This is a genomic window from Ruegeria sp. BH6, from assembly GCF_056538105.1.
In genome coordinates this window covers 48700-66152 of sequence record NZ_JBQFSR010000004.1, presented here as the reverse complement: position 1 = coordinate 66152, position 17453 = coordinate 48700, and the positions used below count along the sequence as shown (strand labels likewise).

The window sequence follows — 17453 nt, the reverse complement described above, 5'->3', positions numbered from 1 at the left end:
CTTAGGTCAGTGAGAGGACCAAGAGTGAAGGAGCCCGCCATGGCCGATCAGACACAAACCCCTCAGGCATTGATCATCGGCGCGGGAGCAGGCCTGTCGGCCTCATTCGCGCGGGCCTTGGCTCGGGATGGATATGCGCTGCACTTGACCGCGCGCGATATCGCGAAACTGGAACCACTAGCTGCCGAAACGGGTGCGACGCTTCATCAGCTGGACGGTACGGATGCCACGGGCGTGGCGGCGTTGGTCGCCGATCTGCCGGGTGAATTGCGTGTGGCCTGTTACAACCCCTCGGCCCGGCAGCGTGGTCCCATCACCGATCTGGACCCCGAAACGGTACGCAAGGCGGTTGAAATAACGGCCCACGGGGCCTTTTTGTTAGGGCAGGCCGCTGCCCGCCGCATGCTGGACCAGCCGATGCGGGACAACCGGCGCGGAACGATTCTGTTCACCGGTGCCTCGGCTGGGGTCAAAGGCTTTCCGCTGTCCGCACCCTTTGCCATGGGCAAATTTGCACAACGCGGATTGGCGCAATCCATGGCGCGCGAGTTGCACCCCAAAGGCATCCACGTGGCGTGGGTCAATATCGACGGTGGCATCCGCAATGCGTCCCGTCCGGAACGGGTTGAGGCCACGGACAACCCCGACAGCATGTTGGACCCGGACGCCATCGCGCGGGAATACATGCATTTGGTACATCAGGACCGATCCGCCTGGAGCAACGAGCTGACCTTGCGTCCTTGGGTCGAGCGTTTCTAAAAGACAATTAAGAAAAAAGACCCGCACTGATGCGCGGGCCGTCGAGGTTCACCGGGGGAGATATTTCCTGTTACTTGCACTATCACTGGCAAAAGAGACGATTTGTCGACAAAACGAAGACGATCTGTGGTTTTCCTTCGACTAATCGCCTTCGGTTGGCTCTGACCGTCAGGGTTTCTGACTGCGACGTTGATTTCGCAAGCGCGCAATCAGGCCATTTTCCGCGATCCAGTCAGCATAGGCGTGATAGTCTTCGTCGGTCATAAGATGCTTTTCTTCCGTCTTGGCGCGCGCGTAATACAGTGCATTCACCCCCAACAACAAAATGCAGCTTTGAAGGGCGGCCGCTGGTCCGACGGCCGAAAGAAATGGCATGTAAAGCATCCACCACATGATGTTTTTGGACAGATAGGCAGGATGCTTGGAATAGCGAAACGGCCCGGTCGTGATAATCCCGCGATGGGTCAGGTTCGAAAAACGAAGCCCGAACGCAGCGGTTGCCCAGGCATAGATTATGGCAAGCAACAGAATTACGCCGCCCCAAACAATCAAAAGCACAGGCTGATCCGACAGCCAATCCGTCCATGATTGCGTGCCTGCGCGATAGTCGAGCGGGCCGCCAGTGGTCATCAACGCGAAGGGGGGATAACACACCAGCGCAGCGACCCAGGCAGACAGATACGGGTTCGCAGTTCTAATATGTGAATCGAGAACCCGGAACGTGCAGACATAGCCAATCGACCCGATGCACACATCCACAAGAAAGGAAACCTGGATCAAGAGCAGGATGAGCGACACCGGATCGGCAAGAAAGCTCTCTAGATCCGCGTTGGTCACGAAACTGACGATCTGCGGTAGGATGGTGATCATGAAGGCTAGGAAAAAGCCTTTGACCAGCCATGTCCTGCAATGGTCTTTGATCTTTTCAGAATCCACGACGGAAAGCTGCAGGGTGATCAGCTTACCAAAGTGCCAAAGTTCGTCGCGCGGCTCGACCATGTGGCGGGTGGTGAAGGCAATATAAGCTGGGGACAGAATCCAAATTATAGGAAACCACGCAAGGGTCAGTGCGCGAACCAGCTCGTATTTCGACGAGTCGTAGGTCGGAATGATCTGGTAGGCCATGGCGATGACGAAAAAGGTCGCCCCAAGGCCCAGGGTCTTTGTTACCGTGATTGAGACAACATCTGAAGAGTGCCTCCTCAGCCCATAATCCAATCCTGTTGAGGCGCGCAAATGGGCCTTGTCCAGCAGGATAGACGACACAATCATCGGAAGCGCGGCACCCGCCAACAACAACTGAATGGACTGCAACAACGGCGTGTCGAAATAGACGGCTGCCAATGTTGCTGCAAAAAGGCCGACTACGCCAATCAGGCCAGTGATTTCGCTTACGGCTGAAACCGGGGGCGTTTTTGACCCTGTTGACGATGCAGGACGTGCGTCGCCATCGGCGTGCTCGGTGCTATTCTCGGTCTGAATAGCTGTATTCATTTGTTCCGCCTGTTGAGCATCGGGTCAGTCCACCCAATCCATCAGGCCTTTTTCCGCAAAGGACTGAACCAGGAAATCGATGAACGCGCGTACTTTGGGCTGCGTGAAGCGGCCGGGTGGATAGACGGCATAGATACCCTGCACCTCATCGGGCAATGACGGCATCGCATCCAGTACCTCGCCGGATTTCAGCGCTTCGGCATACAGGTAGCTGGGCAGATATGCGATCCCCAGCCCCGAGATCGCGGCGTTCAACAGCGACTGACCGTCATTCACGCTGAGCCAACCGGCGGTGCGCACTTGTCTTTTTTCACCTGACGGTGCCGTCAACCTCCAGACATTGCCCGAGGATTGGCTCGAGTAATGCAGCAGCTTGTGTTCATTCAGATCGTCGATTTTCTGCGGACGACCGAATTTCTCGATATAGCTGGGCGCGGCAACCATCCGTTTCACGGTTTCGGTCAGTTTACGTGCGCGCAGGGTGCTGTCCTCAAGCTCACCAATGCGTACGGCGACGTCGAAGCCTTCGGAAATCAATTCCACGTAACGGTTGTTCAGAACCATATTCACGGTGATATCCGGGTACGCGGCCAAAAAGTCCGACAGCACCGGCGACAGATGGTTCACCCCGAAATCCGTCGCCACGCTGATTCGCAGCAGGCCAGAAGGTGCCGATTGCATTGAGGTGACCAGCGCATCCGCTTCGCCCGCGTCATTCAGTACGCGGCGCGCGCGGTCGTAATAGGCCAGCCCGATCTCGGTCGGGGATACCCGACGCGTGGTACGGTTCAGCAATCGTGCGCCCAGCCGTGCCTCTAGGCTTGATACATGCTTTGATACTGCAGATTTGGAAATACCCATCTTCTTGGCCGCATCGGTGAACCCACCCTGATCCACCACATTGGCAAAGGCTTCCATTTCGGTCAGTCGGTCCATACTCGTTCCCCGGCGTTTTGTCTCTGCCTGACTTTGGCGCCCAATCTGGGCGGAAACGGGGCAGACATGGGATAATATCAGGGATTTAATTGCTATCGTTTGCAGATGGGAAACGCGGAAACAATAGTTTCCAAGGTGACTACACCCCAAAAAAGACAAAGGGTTTAGGGGCATTGGCGCGAATATGCTAAGATGAGAATGGCAAATTTGTGACCACGGAGGAGATCATGAAAGCCTTTTTCGCCCTTGCTGCCCTGTGCCTGTCCGCAACCCTTGCGTTGGCCGGTGGAGAAACGCCATCCAACCCCGAAGCAAAGGTTTATTTCGTCAATCTGGCGGACGGGGATACCGTCAAGTCCCCTGTGACGGTGGTCTTTGGTCTTAGCGGCATGGGCGTGGCCCCGGCTGGGACCGAGAAGGAAAACACCGGTCACCATCATTTGCTGATTGACCGCCCACCGCTAGGTGAGGGCGAAGACGGCGCGGATGAGTTGGCCTATGGTTTGCCCGCAGACGACAATCACCTGCATTTTGGTGGCGGTCAGACCGAAGTGACGCTGGACCTTGCCCCCGGTGAACACACGCTGCAACTGGTGTTGGGCGATGCAGGCCACGTGCCGCATACAACGCCAATTGTGTCCGAGGTGATTACGATTACGGTGGAGTAGTCACCAGAACTGCCAGCGAAAACGGTTTACATTAATTTGATTGTCGGAAACTCTGCCTCGGAACAAGTTGGAGGCGGCATGTCGCTTGAGTTTTTTCTGACATCCTTAATTGTGGTGCTATTGCCGGGGACCGGTGTGATATACACGCTGGCCGTTGGTCTTGGGCGCGGTTTTCGCGCCAGCCTTGCGGCCGCAGTTGGATGTACAATTGGAATCGTTCCGGCAGCGCTTGCCAGTATCATCGGGCTTGCCGCCCTTTTGCATACCAGCGCGCTGGCGTTTCAACTCATCAAGTATCTGGGTGTCCTTTATCTGTTTTATATGGCTTGGGGGATTCTCAAAGATGGTGGCGCATTGGAGGTCAATGCCGAGAAATCCTCGGTAAGCCACGTCAAAATCGCGGTGACCGGAACTTTGATCAATGTTCTGAACCCCAAACTATCCTTGTTCTTTCTGGCCTTCCTGCCACAGTTTTTACCAGCAGGTACGGCGAACGCAGGGCTGGAACTGATCAAGCTCGCTCTTGCCTTCATGGCGCTGACCTTTGTGGTCTTTGTTGGATACGGAGCCTGCGCGGCGCTGGCGCGGGACTATGTCATTCACCGACCATCCGTCATGGCCTGGATCAAGCGGTGTTTCTCAACCGCGTTTGGTGCGCTGGGCGTCAAGCTCGCGCTTTCTGAGTAACCTGTGTACGATCTCAGAGGCTAGCCGCCAACCGTGTGCCCTGATTGATCGCCCGCTTGGCGTCCAGCTCTGCCGCTACATCCGCGCCACCGATCACGTGCGGGGTGATGCCGCGATCGATCAGCGCGTCGGCAAGGCAGCGTGCAGACACCTGACCAGAACACAGAACAATCGTATCCGCTGAGATGACAGTCGGATCAGCGCGTTCTTCGCCAAAGGTTACATGCAGGCCGTCCTCGTCGATGCGTTCATAGTTCACGCCGCCTACGAAATTGACGTTTTTCATCTTTAGCGTTGCGCGGTGAATCCATCCCGTAGTTTTGCCCAGCCCTTTGCCGTGTGCCTGCTTCTTGCGCTGCAACAGGGTGATCTGCCGCTTGGGAGCCTCGGGCTGCGGGCCTTCGGGGGCCAGGCCCGAGCGGTGATCCTCGGGATCGGTCACACCCCATTCCTTCATCCAGACGGGCAGGTCGGTTGTGGGGCTATGCCCGTCTTCAATCAGGAATTCGGACACATCAAAACCAATGCCGCCTGCGCCGATCACGGCGACAGACGCACCGACCTCGGCCTTGTTGCGCAGCACGTCGATATAGCTGAGGACGTTGTCCCGATCCTGTCCCGGTATCTGCGGATCGCGAGGGGTAACACCGGTGGCGATGATCACTTCGTCAAAACCGGTCAGGTCATCGGCACTAATCTCGCGGTTCAGTTCCACTTTCACACCCAGATCAGCCATCATGGTGCGGTACCAGTCGACCAGGCCCCAGAACTCTTCTTTACCCGGTACCTGTTTGGCCATGTTCAGCTGACCGCCAATTTCACTGGCGCGGTCGAACAGGGTGACCTCATGGCCGCGCTGGGCGGCGGTCATGGCGGTGGATAGACCAGCCGGGCCAGCACCGACAATAGCCACCGTCTTGACCGTATCTGCCTTGGCAATCTCCAACTCGGTCTCGTGGCAGGCGCGCGGGTTAACCAGGCATGAGGTCAGCTTGCCGCTGAACGTGTGATCCAGGCAGGCCTGGTTGCAGGCGATACAGGGCGCGATCTTGGCGCTGTCCCCGGCAATCGCTTTGTTCACGAAATCCGCATCCGCCAGCATTGGGCGGGCCATTGAGACCATATCGGCGCAGCCTGTCGCCAAAACCTCTTCTGCCACTTCCGGTGTATTGATCCGGTTTGAGGTGATCACGGGGATCGAGACCTTGCCCATCAGCTTTTTGGTCACCCACGCAAAGGCGGCGCGGGGAACACTGGTCGCAATCGTCGGAATCCGTGCCTCGTGCCAGCCGATGCCGGTGTTGATGATCGTCGCACCGGCCTGTTCGACCCGTCGCGCCAATTCCACCACCTCATCATGGGTCGAGCCGTTGGGGATCAGGTCAATCATCGACAGGCGGTAGATGATGATGAAGTCCGTTCCCACCGCCTCGCGCGTGCGGCGTACGACTTCGATAGGCAGGCGCATCCGGTTCTCATACGACCCGCCCCAACGATCGGTGCGCTTGTTGGTGTGGGTTACAAGGAACTGATTCAGGAAATACCCTTCAGAGCCCATGATCTCGACCCCGTCATAGCCTGCCTTCTGGGCCAATCGGGCAGCGTTGACGATATCGCTGATCTGTTTCTCGATGCCGTCTTCGTCCAACTCGTTTGGCGGAAACGGCGAGATCGGAGACTTCACAGGGCTGGGGGCCACACATTTCGGGCCATAGGCATAGCGGCCCGCGTGCAGGATCTGCATCGCGATCTTGCCGCCTGCTTCGTGTACCCGCTGCGTCACGATGGAATGGTTCGCCACTTCTTTGTCGTTGGTCATCATTGACGCACCCGGCAGGACCGAGCCTTCAAGGTTCGGGCCAATCCCGCCCGTCACCATCAGTGCCACGCCACCCCGCGCACGGTCGGCATAGAACTCGGCCACGCGGTTCCAGTCGCCGGTTTCCTCAAGCCCTGTATGCATCGAACCCATCAGCACGCGATTCTTCAACGTGGTAAAACCCAGATCCAGCGGGGCCAGCATGTTTGGGTACGCAGTCATGGCGAAACTCTCCCTCACGAATTTGCAACCTAAATTGACGCGCGCGTAAACTTTGTCACGCGAAACCTAACGTCACCCCCTTTGCGGACCTCGCGGCGCTTGTTAGAGGTTGCCTGAACATCCCCATGAGGCCACGCATGACCCCCGAAGAAATCGCCAAACTGCCCTATCGCCCCTGCGTCGGGTTGATGCTGATGAATGCCGACGGCAAGATTTTTGTCGGCCAGCGTAATGACCGCCATAAGGACGCGTGGCAGATGCCGCAGGGTGGGGTGGACAAGGGTGAGAACCCCCGCGATGCTGCCTTGCGTGAGCTATGGGAAGAAACAGGCGTGACCGCTGATCTGGTCAAGGTGGTGGCCGAGACCGATGGCTGGCTTCCTTATGACCTGCCGCATGAGATTGTGCCCAATATCTGGAAAGGCCGTTTTCGCGGGCAGGAACAGAAATGGTTCCTGCTGCGCTTTACCGGCCGCGACGATCAGATCAATATCGCAACCGAGCACCCGGAATTCACCCGCTGGAAATGGCAAGACCCCGGCAAGCTGATTGCGGAAATCGTGCCCTTCAAGCGTGAGGTCTATGAGCTGGTGGTGGACGCGTTCGCCGATTACCTGTCATAAACCAGCATGCAGATCGAAGATATTTGGCCGAATTATCGCGCTCGTCTAAAGGCGTTTTTGCATTCGCGCGTGTCCAATGCGGCGGATGTGGATGACCTGCTGCAAGAGATTTCGGTCAAGGTCTTCACCGGCCTGCCTGATTTGAAAGATCCGGCCAAGCTGCAGCCGTGGCTGTTTCAGACGGCGGATCGCACTATCATTGACCACTATCGCAAAGCGGGCCGTGCGCAGGCGCATCCGGATGACCTGTGGTATCATCGCGATGATCCCGAAACCCGTCAGGATCTTGAAGGCTGTGTCGAACCCTTCATTCGGGGTCTGCCCGCCGAGTCCGCAGATATGTTGATGGCCATAGACATCAATGGCATGTCACAACGCGATTATGCACAGGCGCATGGGCTGTCCTATTCGACCCTCAAGTCACGCGTTCAAAAAGGTCGGTCCGAGCTGCGCAAGGCGTTTGAAGACTGCTGCAATATTTCGATGGATGTGCGGGGAAACATCTCGGACGTGCAGGAAAAATCCACCAATTGCAGAAAATGTTGATCTGATCGTCGTCTTTTTGGCGTGGGCTTCGTCTGACAGGTGAAGCAACCAAAAGGAAAGACCAATGATCCGTATTATCAGCTTTAAAATCTGCCCCTTCGTTCAGCGCGTCACGGCGCTGCTTGAAGCCAAGCAGGTGCCTTATCAAATTGACTTCATCAGCCTTAGCGACAAGCCTGATTGGTTTCTTGAGCTGTCGCCCACAGGCCAGGTGCCGGTGCTGGTGACCGAAGGCGGCACGCCGCTGTTCGAGTCAGACGCAATCGCTGAATATCTTGATGAAGTCGCTGCCCTGCTGCAACCCGATCTGACGCCCGAACAGCGCGCCTTGAACCGAGCGTGGAGCTATCAGGCCAGCAAACACTATCTGGTTCAGTGCAGCACCATGCAAAGTGCGGACAGCGCGGTATTTGGTGAACGCGTGACCAAATTGAACGCCGCCTTTGCCAAGGCGGAAAAACAACTGGGCGATGGTCCGTTCTTTGCAGGGGAAACGCTGGGCAATGTGGATATGGCATGGCTGCCCTTGTTGCACCGCGCTGCGATTGTCGCCGATCACAGTGGGCACGACATGCTGGCCGATTATCCCAAGGTGAAAGCGTGGCAGCGGGCCCTACAGGCCACGGGCATTCCGCAGAAATCCGTGTCCGACGACTTTCACGACCGCTTCACCGATTTCTATCTGGCCGAACGCACCTGGCTGGGTCGGGGTGCGAATGTGAACGAGGCTCCGTCGGCGACCGAAGTGAAACAATCCGGTGGCTGCTGCGGCTGATCGTTCACCGGCCCGCACGTTGGCGTGAGAGGGCGTGGTCGCATGTCCTAGCCCTCTCTAGCTTGGTGCGTATGAAAGACACCACGCATCCCCAGCCCGCCATTGCCCCCGCCGGACGCAAGTTCACAGGCACCGACCGTCGTGCCCCCTTGCGTGGCGGTTTGCAAAGTTGCGGTGAATTTGGCGCGGGACAGACAGCTGGGCGGTTTTACCCCATCGCCTGCGTCGCGCTTGAGGTCACCCAGCACTGCAATCTGGATTGCACGCTATGCTACCTCTCGGACCGGGCCGAGATGACATTTGACCCACCGCTTTCGGTTCTGTTTGCACGGCTCGCCACGATCCGCAGCCACTATGGCACAGGTGTCTCGGTACAACTGACGGGCGGTGATCCGACCCTGCGCAAGGTCGAGGATCTTGAGGCCCTGTGCCGCGAGATCCGCCGTCTGGGCATGCGGTCCTGCCTGATGACCAACGGTATCCGCGCCAGCCGGGCTTTTCTGACGCGGCTGGCAGCGGCAGGGTTGGATGATGTCGCCTTTCACGTCGACCTGACCCAGGAACGAAAAGGGTTCAGCACCGAGGTCGAACTGAACACCGTGCGCCGCGCCTACATCCGCCGCGCGCGCGGGTCGGGGTTGCGTATCCTGTTCAATACCACCGTGTTTGGCGGCAATTTCGGCGAGATACCGAAATTGGCCCGGTTTCTGCGTGACCGCCCCGAGGTTGCCTTTGTGTCGTTCCAGATGCAGGCCGATACCGGGCGCGGTGTTATGCGCGTGCGGCCCGATGCGATCACGCAGGACAGTGTGACGCGCGCGATCGAAGCAGGCTACGGCACGCCGCTGCATTTCGACACTGCTGCCGTTGGGCATTCCAAATGCAATCGTTATGCCAGTGTGGTCACCGCTGGAGGGCGCGCGGTCTCGTTGCTGTCGAACCGGCGGCTGGTGCATCGGGTGATCGCCGCGCTTGAGGGCGTGGACGACAAACAGGACGCGCATATCCGCATCCGCCCCAAACTGCGGCGCATGATCTGGCGGCACCCGCTTCTGGCCTTGCGGGCGCTTGGTCATCTGGCGTTAAGCGTGGTGCGTCTGGGATCAGGGCTGCTGCGCGGCCCGGTGCGGCGGCAGGCCGTGTTCATCCATAACTTCATGGCGGCGGATGCGCTTGAGGAGGATCGCTGCGCCTCATGCGTGTTCATGGTCGCGACGGCCAACGGACCGCTGTCGATGTGTGTACACAATGCGCAGCGCGATATGCATCTGGCCAGCCCGGACCAGATCGAAGGCCCGACCGGCCCAAGCTGGTGGAACGCCGCCGTGCCGCGCCTGTCTGGTGGGCCGGATCTGCCCGAGCTTGGCGACCCCTCGCTTGCCCCGCTGAAGCGGCTCAAGGGTCAGATGCGGGCCCTGCGCCTGACCCGGAAGGACGCGTCATGAGATACCTGCTGATCCTGCTGCTGCCCTTGTTGGCCGCCTGCGCCAGTGTTGAGCGTTTGGCGCTGCCCGCGCCTGAGACCTTGCCGGGGCAGACCTTGACCAGCTATGCGCCACTGCCCGGACAACGGGTTGATCACAGTGATTGGACGGCTTTCCTGTCCCGCTATGTCGCGCCGGATACGCAAGGTGTAAATCGGCTGGCTTATGGGCAGGTGACGCAGGCCGACCGGGCGCGGCTGGATGGTTATCTGACCGATTTGCAAGCCGTGGATCCGAGGCAACTGACTCGCGATCAGCAGCTGGCCTATTGGATCAATCTCTATAATGCAGTGACGGTGGATGTGGTTCTTGATAACTATCCCGTGGCCTCGATCCGCGACATCAAAGACGGGCCGCTGTCGATCGGCCCCTGGAACCGGCCTCTGGTTGAGGTGGCGGAGCAGACGCTGACCCTGAACGATATCGAGCATCGCATCATCCGACCCACATATGATGAGCCCCGCATCCACTATGCGTTGAACTGCGCGGCCGTGGGTTGTCCCAATCTAATGAGCCGCGCTTGGCAGGCCGAGACCTTGGAGCAGGACTTTGCCGCGGCCGAGCGTGCCTATGTCAATGATCCGCGCGGGGTGCGGTTCAATGATCACGGGAGGCCTGTCCTGTCAAAAATCTACATCTGGTTCCGCGAAGATTTTGGACCAAATGAACAGGCCGTGCTGGCCTATATTCGAACGGTCGCCGATCCCGACTTGCGGGCCCGACTGCAGCAAACACAGCGGGTCAGGGCGTATGATTACGATTGGCGGCTGAACGACGCGGCCGGTTCATAGCACGATCTTCCGATCACACCTGGCCGAGAATACCCTGCGGGAGTTCCACGACGCGGTTCATGTCGGGTGTCGCAACAGGCACAAGGATACCGCGCCGATACCAGGCCGGTCTGTGGCGATTGCTTTGAACGTTCCGGACATGACTGAGATGAGCATCGCTATCATCGACCTGACCCAAAGCAATGTGGTCAAGAATAATCCGTTCCCACTTGTCCAGATTCTTCCACGAGCGCGGCGCGTTCTTCATCATGATCTTTCGGTCACGATGGGCCTGATGCACGGCGTTCGAACACATCCGCATGTGCAGCAGATACAGCCCTTCAGGCATGTTTACAGTGTAGGAAGATGACCCTCGAGGGTTTATGTGAACCCCATGGTTTTCCAGCCGCATGCCATTTCGTACCGCAAACGCCTTGGAATACCTGGCAAGAACCAGACCATAGCGCCGCTGGGCGGTGATAGGGTCTGGCGTCAGTTCCTTTTCGCTTTCGTGCTGGAAAACCTCAAGGCCGAGAGCAAAGGCGAACGGAACATCCTGACGCTGCAGGATCTCGGGCACGGTTCCATATGCCCTGTCCGCGACAATGAACTCATCCGAATCCGTGCGAATGACCCATTCATAGGAACTGGACAGAAATTGAACGAAGCGATGCAGCATTTCGAACCGCCACGTGTCGAAATTCGCGACCGGCTCCCTTGGGACAGTGATGCAGTTGCACCCTTGGGCAATCTCACGGTGCCGTGGGTCGGCACCATGAGAGACGATAAAAAGGTTTTCGCGGCCCAGCATGTCGCCGTAATAATCGCACCAGCGCGCCAGCATTTCATAGTCGCGGTACACCATCGTCAGCGCAGCTATTTTCATGCGATGCCCTCTGTCCGGCTCTGACTTTTTACAGCAAGCCTGCGGCGCGCAGCAGTTCCTGCATATTTGCTTCGGGCCTTGGGCCGATATGGCTGATCACTTCGCGGGCGCAGACATTGCCGATGCGGGCGCAGGTCTCATAATCGCGACCGGTGGCCATGCCATACAGAAACCCGGCGGCAAACTGGTCGCCCGCGCCGGTCGCGTCTACCGGCACCACCTTTTCCACCGGAACATCGGTGCGTTGGCCGTCATATAGAACCGTTACCCCGTCACCCGACCGGGTACACACAACCAGAGGGCAGATCGCGGCGGTCTTTGCTAGCGCTTCTTCCAGATCGTCGGTTTCGAACAGCGACTTGATCTCGGCCTCGTTGCCGATGACGAAATCCAACTCGTTCTCGATCAGCAGCAGAAAATCGACCCGGTGACGTTCCACGCAGAACGGGTCCGAAATAGCGATGCCCGCCATTCCGCCGCCTTTGTGACAGTTTCGCGCAGCCTCAAGAAACGCCGCCTTGCCCTTTTCCTTGTCGAACAGATACCCCTCAAGGAACATAAGCTGGCTGTTGCCTGCCACGTCAGCAGAGACGTCCGCCGAGGACAACTCGGACGAAATCCCCAAATAGGTGTTCATCGACCGTTCCCCATCGGGCGAGACAAAGATCATTGAGCGCGAGGTCGGCAGTTCGCCACCCGGCACCGGCGGGTTCACGAAATCCACGCCATCCTCGTTCATCGCATCCGCATAGAACCGGCCCAGCGCGTCATCATGCACTCGTCCGATAAACGCGGCATCCAGCCCCAGTGCGCCGGCCCCGGCGATGGTATTTGCCACAGACCCGCCCGGCGTCTGAACCCGACCTTCCATCGAGGCATACAGCACCTCGCCGCGTTCCTGTTCGATCAGCTGCATGATGCCTTTTTCGATGCCCATCAGTTCCAGGAAACTGTCATCGGCCTGGGAAATCACGTCCACAACGGCGTTTCCGATGCCAACAAGCTGGTAGGTTTTCATAGGTTCTTGTCCTCAAATTCGCAGAGATCGCGGATGATACAGGTGCCGCACATGGGTTTGCGCGCCTTACAGTGATAGCGGCCATGCAGGATCAGCCAGTGATGTGCATGCAGCTGGAAATCGGTTGGAATGTTGTCTTCGATGGCACGCTCGACCGCGTCCACGTTTTTGCCCGGGCAGATGCCGCTGCGATTGCCGACACGAAAGATATGGGTGTCCACCGCCTGCGCCGGATAGCGCCACCACATGTTCAGCACCACATTCGCCGTCTTGCGCCCCACCCCCGGCAGCGATTGCAGTGCCGCACGGGAATTGGGTACTTCGCCGCCATAGTCTTCGACCAGAATACGGCTGAGCTTGATGACGTTCTTGGCCTTTTGTCGAAAAAGACCGATGGTTTTGATGTGTTCGATCAGGCCGTCTTCGCCCAGATCCAGCATCTTTTGCGGGGTGTCGGCAACCTTGAACAACGCGCTTGTGGCTTTGTTGACGCCCGCGTCCGTCGCCTGCGCAGACAGCGCTACGGCCACGACCAAGGTGTAGACGTTCACATGCTCCAGTTCGCCCTTGGGTTCGGGGTCGGCGTCATGGAAACGCGTAAAGATCTCGCGGATCGTGTGATAATCGAGTTGTTTTGCCATCCGGGCCTTAATGCCGCCCGCTGGCCCGTGACACAAGCCCAAAGCCAATGCGCAAGTTCCGGGTCGCTTGGACGTGGCCTGCGCGTTATGGTTTATCCCAGATAATGAGGTGAAAGACATGAACGTCCAGACTCCTGAAAGCGGCTATCACTACAACGTCATGCGGCGCGCGATCGAGCTGATTGATCAGGGCGGAGAGCCCCTCAGCCTGGATGAGTTGGCCCGCCAAATGGACATGAGCCCAGCGCATTTCCAACGCCTGTTCTCGCGCTGGACCGGCGTGTCGCCGAAACGGTACCAGCAATACTTGACGCTGGGCCACGCCAAGGCGCTGTTGCGCGAACGGTTCACGACGCTGGAGACCGCCCACAATGTGGGCCTGTCGGGCTCTGGCCGCCTGCACGATTTGTTCCTGAAATGGGAATCCATGAGCCCGGGCGAATACGCCCGCAAAGGCGCAGGGCTGACGATCTATTGGGGTTGGTTCGAAAGCCCCTTTGGCCCGGCGTTGGTGATGGGTACCGACAAAGGAATCTGCGGCATGGCCTTCGGCGCCGAGACCGGTGAAGAAGACGCGATGGAGGATATGCTGTCGCGCTGGCCGCAGGCGGACTTTGTCGAGGACCCGATGCGCCTGCGCCCGTGGGTGCTGAGCGCGTTTGGATCGGTCAGCGACCGCTTGGAGCCGACGCCCCTATACCTGATCGGCTCACCCCTGCAAATCAAGGTGTGGGAGGCGCTGATGCATATCCCTTCGGGCCAGGTCACCACCTATTCCGAGATCGCGCAGCGGGTGGGGTCCCCGCAGGCCGTGCGAGCGGTTGGTACGGCGGTGGGGCGCAATCCGGTCAGTTGGTTGATCCCCTGTCACCGCGCGCTGCGGAAATCTGGTGGGTTGGGGGGGTACCATTGGGGTCTGCCGGTCAAACGCGCCATGCTGGCCTATGAGGCTGCACAGGCGGAAGCCTGAAAACAGAGCGAGGCACCGTAAGGTGCCTCACAATTGGATTAATCAAACTTGATTACTCGGTAGCCCAACCGCCGACGGATTTGACTTCCAAAAAGTCCTCCAGCCCCCAAACGCCACCTTCGCGCCCGTTGCCGGATTGCTTCATCCCGCCAAAAGGCGATCCGGCGCTGCGCGACTGGCCATTCATTTCAACCATGCCCGACCGCAGCACCCGCGCCATGCGATTGGCGCGCGTGGGGTCCTGTGTCTGAACATAGTTTGTCAGACCATAAGGCGTGTCATTGGCGATCTCGACGGCCTCGTCTTCGGTGTCGAAGGGCATCATGGTCAGCACCGGGCCAAAGATTTCTTCACGCGCGATAGTCATCTGATTATTGGCGTCGGCAAAGACGGTGGGGCGGACATAGTAGCCCTTGTTCAGCCCCTCGGGCCGTCCGGTGCCGCCAGCAACCAGACGCGCGCCCTCATCAATGCCCTGTTGGATCAGGTCCTGAATCTTGGTCCATTGCACCTCGTTCACCACAGGGCCGATATGGCGACCTTCCTCAAGCGCGGGACCAACGGTGACTTTGTTGGCTACCTCTGCCGCAATCTCCACCGCCTGATCATAGATCGGGCGCTGGACCAGCATGCGGCTGGGCGCGTTGCAGCTTTGGCCGGTGTTGTTCATCATGTGCAGCACACCGCGTTTAACGGCCTTTTCATCGGCATCGGCAAAGATCACGTTCGCGCCTTTGCCGCCCAGTTCCAGATGCACTTTCTTCAGCGTTTCGGCCGCAGCCTTGGAAATCGCGGTTCCGGCACGGGTCGATCCGGTAAAGCTGACCATATCCACATCTGGGTGTGCCGAAAGTTGCGAGCCGACGCCCACCCCATCGCCATTCACCAGATTGAACACGCCGGGCGGAAAGCCTGCGGCGTCCATCATCTCGGCAAAGATCATCGCGTTCAGCGGGCTTTGCTCGGATGGCTTCAGCACCATTGTGCAACCCGCAATCGCCGCAGCACCGACTTTGAGCGTGATCTGGTTCATCGGCCAGTTCCACGGTGTGATCAGGGCCGCAACGCCGACGGCCTCGTGAATGATGCGGTCATTGGGGGCATGATCGCCCAACGGGCGTTCGAACGGGAAATCCTTTGCGGCGCGGATGAAGTTCTTGAGGTGATAGATGCCCGCACCCGCTTGCGAACTGCGTGACATATCCAGCGGCGCGCCCATCTCAAGCGACATAGCCTGCGCCAGATCTTCCGAGCGGGTCTGGTAGACCTCAACGAGCTTCTCCATCAGCGCGATCCGTTCCGCAACCGGAGTGGCCATCCAGCTGGGCAGAGCCGCCTTGGCCGCAGCGACGGCGGCATCCGTATCGGCCTGTGCGCCCAACGAGATCACCGCGCAGGGTTCCTCGGATGAGGGGTTGATCACGTGAAAGTCATTGGCCGCCGAGGGGGCGACCCACTGACCGTTGATATAGAAATCGCGTTTTTCGATCATGGCGCATCCTCCTGTGCCAACAGCCCGAAGCCGGGAATCGCGGCCACTCTGTCACCGGGGCAAGGGCACGGCAAGGAAAAATTTGATCAAATTATTTGACGCCCTTATGTGGTTTAACAATCGCGCAAAGTGTTTAGGTTTACGGCAACCGACTCGGGTTTTTCACAATAAAGGAGATTCGCCATGGGTTTGCGCATCAATGATACGGTTCCGAACTTCACTGCAGAGACGGATCAGGGCACCATTCAGTTCCATGATTGGATCGGTGACAGCTGGGCGATCCTGTTTTCGCACCCCAAAGATTTTACTCCTGTTTGCACCACCGAGTTTTCGGCTGTGGCGCAGCTGAATGACGAATGGGCGGCCCGCAATACCAAGGTTCTGGGCGTGTCGGTCGACGGGGTCGAGGATCACAAGAAGTGGAAAAAAGACATCGAGGCTTACGGCAACGCCAACCCCGGCTTTCCGATCATCGCCGATGACGGGCTGGCGGTGTCCAAGGCGTTCGACATGCTGCCAGCCGAGGCGTATCTGCCCGACGGTCGCACGCCTGCAGACAGCGCCACGGTGCGCTCGGTCTTTATAATCGGGCCGGACAAGCAGCTGAAACTTTCGATGACCTATCCGATGACCGTGGGCCGGAACTTTGCTGAGATTCTGCGCGCGCTGGACGGATTGCAGATGTCGGCCAAGGGCGTTGCCACGCCTGCCAACTGGGTGCCGGGTGAAGACGTGATCATCCCTCCCGCCGTGTCCAACGACGAAGCGAAAGAAAAGTTCGGCGAGTTCGAAACGATCTTTCCCTATCTGCGCAAGACCAAGGCACCGTCGTAAGGCGGCACCGGGTCCGGGGGGCTGTCTGCCCCCCTCGCGCCTAACGGCGTACTTCTCCCGAAGGTATCTTCAGCCAGATGAAGTACGCGGGCGCTGCGGGTGCAGGTGCAGCTTTGCCCGATAAGCTGCGCGTTTGAATTCGCGGGTCAGTTTATCCGACAGCGGCGGTTTGGTTTGGATGGTCGACCCACCGATTTCGCGCGCCACCTCTTGATTACCACTGCCCAGCAGGGCGTGGATGGGTTGGCCGGTCAGCCAGTGCATTTGCATGAAGGTATCTACCGGGCGGTCAATCTGTTCGGTGGCGGCAAGCAATCGTTTGGCCGCGTGTCGACCCACCATCTGACAGACGCATTGCAACCCGATCACCTTGGGCAGGATCAGCCGAAGCCCGTTCTGTTCGGCCAGAGTCTGAACCGGGACCTCGCGCTGCTTTACCGGAATGCGGATATAATGGTCGGGTGTGGCGATCGGGGCCAGAACCTTGAGCGTCTCGGCCATGCGGGCGGGGTCGATACGCAGGTCATCTTCGGTGATGATGGCCAGATCAATTTCTTCATCGACCAGCTTGCGCCAGATGCGGCGATGGCTTTCGAACACGCCGATTTCAGCCGGACGGAGGGGAAAGGGGTAATGCGGGCGGTGCAGATTGCCGGGATGAAGCTGAACACCGGCGATCTGTTCAGGATCACGGCCATTCACGGCCTCGAACAGTTCGGCATTTGGCAGATCGGCGCACAGCTTGTCGGCATTGGGTCGCCGGGCGGTGCTAGAGGACATATGGATGATAAAAGATCGCATGGTCCCGTGCATAGAACACGGGACCATG

General features: G+C 58.6%; 18 protein-coding genes. 10 read left to right on the top strand and 8 right to left on the bottom strand.

Features of this window, described 5'->3' with window-relative positions; all coding sequences use genetic code 11:
• Nucleotides 1-39 precede the first annotated feature (39 nt).
• Nucleotides 40-759, top strand: a complete 720-nt coding sequence (locus tag ACR0B8_RS10625; RefSeq protein WP_480638273.1) for an SDR family NAD(P)-dependent oxidoreductase — start codon at nt 40-42, stop codon at nt 757-759.
• A gap of 168 nt (nt 760-927) precedes the next feature.
• Here ACR0B8_RS10625 and ACR0B8_RS10620 read toward each other — a convergent pair whose 3' ends face one another.
• Nucleotides 928-2253, bottom strand: a complete 1326-nt coding sequence (locus tag ACR0B8_RS10620; protein ID WP_480658569.1) for a methyltransferase family protein — start codon at nt 2251-2253, stop codon at nt 928-930.
• A 24-nt stretch (nt 2254-2277) separates the two neighbouring features.
• Entirely contained in the window at nt 2278-3189 is a 912-nt protein-coding gene (locus ACR0B8_RS10615; RefSeq protein WP_170349776.1) for a LysR family transcriptional regulator, read from the bottom strand.
• Between the two features lie 227 nt (nt 3190-3416).
• On the opposite strand from ACR0B8_RS10615, the gene ACR0B8_RS10610 reads away from it, so the two are divergent.
• Both ACR0B8_RS10610 and ACR0B8_RS10605 read left to right on the top strand, forming a co-directional pair.
• Nucleotides 3417-3857: a DUF4399 domain-containing protein gene (locus ACR0B8_RS10610; RefSeq protein ID WP_170360769.1), complete on the top strand. Its 441-nt coding sequence runs from the start codon at nt 3417-3419 to the stop codon at nt 3855-3857.
• A gap of 78 nt (nt 3858-3935) precedes the next feature.
• On the top strand, nt 3936-4544 hold the full coding sequence (locus ACR0B8_RS10605) for a LysE family translocator (RefSeq protein ID WP_170360767.1): 609 nt from the start codon (nt 3936-3938) through the stop codon (nt 4542-4544).
• Nucleotides 4545-4557: 13 nt separating this feature from the next.
• On the opposite strand, the gene ACR0B8_RS10600 is transcribed toward ACR0B8_RS10605, so the two are convergent.
• A complete protein-coding gene (locus ACR0B8_RS10600; RefSeq protein ID WP_480658572.1) occupies nt 4558-6585 on the bottom strand; it encodes a 2,4-dienoyl-CoA reductase FMN-binding domain-containing protein in 2028 nt (675 codons plus the stop codon).
• 137 nt (nt 6586-6722) lie between these two features.
• On the opposite strand from ACR0B8_RS10600, the gene ACR0B8_RS10595 reads away from it, so the two are divergent.
• The 5 genes from ACR0B8_RS10595 to ACR0B8_RS10575 all read left to right on the top strand — a co-directional run bounded on the left by ACR0B8_RS10595 (nt 6723) and on the right by ACR0B8_RS10575 (nt 10804).
• Complete coding sequence (locus ACR0B8_RS10595) at nt 6723-7208, top strand: RNA pyrophosphohydrolase (RefSeq protein ID WP_170360763.1); 486 nt, start codon at nt 6723-6725, stop codon at nt 7206-7208.
• A 6-nt stretch (nt 7209-7214) separates the two neighbouring features.
• A complete protein-coding gene (gene sigZ / locus ACR0B8_RS10590) occupies nt 7215-7754 on the top strand; it encodes an RNA polymerase sigma factor SigZ (protein ID WP_226689100.1) in 540 nt (179 codons plus the stop codon).
• 64 nt (nt 7755-7818) lie between these two features.
• Nucleotides 7819-8529, top strand: coding sequence for a glutathione S-transferase family protein (locus ACR0B8_RS10585; RefSeq protein WP_226689101.1), 711 nt, complete (start codon nt 7819-7821; stop codon nt 8527-8529).
• 71 nt (nt 8530-8600) lie between these two features.
• On the top strand, nt 8601-9974 hold the full coding sequence (locus ACR0B8_RS10580; protein ID WP_480658575.1) for a radical SAM protein: 1374 nt from the start codon (nt 8601-8603) through the stop codon (nt 9972-9974).
• Complete coding sequence (locus ACR0B8_RS10575) at nt 9971-10804, top strand: DUF547 domain-containing protein (protein ID WP_226689103.1); 834 nt, start codon at nt 9971-9973, stop codon at nt 10802-10804. Before ACR0B8_RS10580 ends, ACR0B8_RS10575 begins: the two co-directional genes overlap by 4 nt.
• A gap of 13 nt (nt 10805-10817) precedes the next feature.
• Here the strand turns inward: ACR0B8_RS10575 and ACR0B8_RS10570 are convergent, their stop codons facing one another.
• The 3 genes from ACR0B8_RS10570 to nth are packed head-to-tail and all read right to left on the bottom strand — an operon-like array spanning nt 10818 to nt 13328.
• Entirely contained in the window at nt 10818-11669 is an 852-nt protein-coding gene (locus tag ACR0B8_RS10570; protein WP_170549921.1) for a glycosyltransferase family 2 protein, read from the bottom strand.
• 28 nt (nt 11670-11697) lie between these two features.
• Entirely contained in the window at nt 11698-12687 is a 990-nt protein-coding gene (locus ACR0B8_RS10565; protein WP_170349786.1) for an adenosine kinase, read from the bottom strand.
• Complete coding sequence (nth, locus tag ACR0B8_RS10560) at nt 12684-13328, bottom strand: endonuclease III (RefSeq protein ID WP_170360754.1); 645 nt, start codon at nt 13326-13328, stop codon at nt 12684-12686. Before nth ends, ACR0B8_RS10565 begins: the two co-directional genes overlap by 4 nt.
• 118 nt (nt 13329-13446) lie before the next feature.
• Here nth and ACR0B8_RS10555 point away from each other — a divergent pair, with 118 nt between their 5' ends.
• The gene (locus tag ACR0B8_RS10555) at nt 13447-14298 is read left to right on the top strand and encodes a methylated-DNA--[protein]-cysteine S-methyltransferase (protein ID WP_170360752.1); all 852 of its coding nucleotides are present in this window, start codon (nt 13447-13449) and stop codon (nt 14296-14298) included.
• Nucleotides 14299-14350: 52 nt separating this feature from the next.
• Here ACR0B8_RS10555 and ACR0B8_RS10550 read toward each other — a convergent pair whose 3' ends face one another.
• A complete protein-coding gene (locus tag ACR0B8_RS10550; protein WP_170360750.1) occupies nt 14351-15790 on the bottom strand; it encodes an aldehyde dehydrogenase family protein in 1440 nt (479 codons plus the stop codon).
• A 183-nt stretch (nt 15791-15973) separates the two neighbouring features.
• Between ACR0B8_RS10550 and ACR0B8_RS10545 the strand changes: the two genes are divergently transcribed.
• Entirely contained in the window at nt 15974-16624 is a 651-nt protein-coding gene (locus ACR0B8_RS10545) for a peroxiredoxin (protein ID WP_170360748.1), read from the top strand.
• A 69-nt stretch (nt 16625-16693) separates the two neighbouring features.
• On the opposite strand, the gene ACR0B8_RS10540 is transcribed toward ACR0B8_RS10545, so the two are convergent.
• Nucleotides 16694-17425: a glycosyltransferase family 25 protein gene (locus ACR0B8_RS10540; RefSeq protein ID WP_170360746.1), complete on the bottom strand. Its 732-nt coding sequence runs from the start codon at nt 17423-17425 to the stop codon at nt 16694-16696.
• Nucleotides 17426-17453 lie beyond the last annotated feature (28 nt).

Coding starts and splice junctions, on each gene's coding strand:
- sigZ (WP_226689100.1), top strand. CDS start 7,215: ATGCAGATCGAAGATATTTGGCCGAATTATCGCGCTCGTCTAAAGGCG.
- ACR0B8_RS10610 (WP_170360769.1), top strand. CDS start 3,417: ATGAAAGCCTTTTTCGCCCTTGCTGCCCTGTGCCTGTCCGCAACCCTT.
- ACR0B8_RS10585 (WP_226689101.1), top strand. CDS start 7,819: ATGATCCGTATTATCAGCTTTAAAATCTGCCCCTTCGTTCAGCGCGTC.
- ACR0B8_RS10600 (WP_480658572.1), bottom strand. CDS start 6,585: ATGACTGCGTACCCAAACATGCTGGCCCCGCTGGATCTGGGTTTTACC.
- ACR0B8_RS10620 (WP_480658569.1), bottom strand. CDS start 2,253: ATGAATACAGCTATTCAGACCGAGAATAGCACCGAGCACGCCGATGGC.
- ACR0B8_RS10595 (WP_170360763.1), top strand. CDS start 6,723: ATGACCCCCGAAGAAATCGCCAAACTGCCCTATCGCCCCTGCGTCGGG.
- ACR0B8_RS10540 (WP_170360746.1), bottom strand. CDS start 17,425: ATGCGATCTTTTATCATCCATATGTCCTCTAGCACCGCCCGGCGACCC.
- ACR0B8_RS10580 (WP_480658575.1), top strand. CDS start 8,601: ATGAAAGACACCACGCATCCCCAGCCCGCCATTGCCCCCGCCGGACGC.
- ACR0B8_RS10625 (WP_480638273.1), top strand. CDS start 40: ATGGCCGATCAGACACAAACCCCTCAGGCATTGATCATCGGCGCGGGA.
- ACR0B8_RS10550 (WP_170360750.1), bottom strand. CDS start 15,790: ATGATCGAAAAACGCGATTTCTATATCAACGGTCAGTGGGTCGCCCCC.
- ACR0B8_RS10615 (WP_170349776.1), bottom strand. CDS start 3,189: ATGGACCGACTGACCGAAATGGAAGCCTTTGCCAATGTGGTGGATCAG.
- ACR0B8_RS10575 (WP_226689103.1), top strand. CDS start 9,971: ATGAGATACCTGCTGATCCTGCTGCTGCCCTTGTTGGCCGCCTGCGCC.
- ACR0B8_RS10605 (WP_170360767.1), top strand. CDS start 3,936: ATGTCGCTTGAGTTTTTTCTGACATCCTTAATTGTGGTGCTATTGCCG.
- nth (WP_170360754.1), bottom strand. CDS start 13,328: ATGGCAAAACAACTCGATTATCACACGATCCGCGAGATCTTTACGCGT.
- ACR0B8_RS10555 (WP_170360752.1), top strand. CDS start 13,447: ATGAACGTCCAGACTCCTGAAAGCGGCTATCACTACAACGTCATGCGG.
- ACR0B8_RS10545 (WP_170360748.1), top strand. CDS start 15,974: ATGGGTTTGCGCATCAATGATACGGTTCCGAACTTCACTGCAGAGACG.
- ACR0B8_RS10565 (WP_170349786.1), bottom strand. CDS start 12,687: ATGAAAACCTACCAGCTTGTTGGCATCGGAAACGCCGTTGTGGACGTG.
- ACR0B8_RS10570 (WP_170549921.1), bottom strand. CDS start 11,669: ATGAAAATAGCTGCGCTGACGATGGTGTACCGCGACTATGAAATGCTG.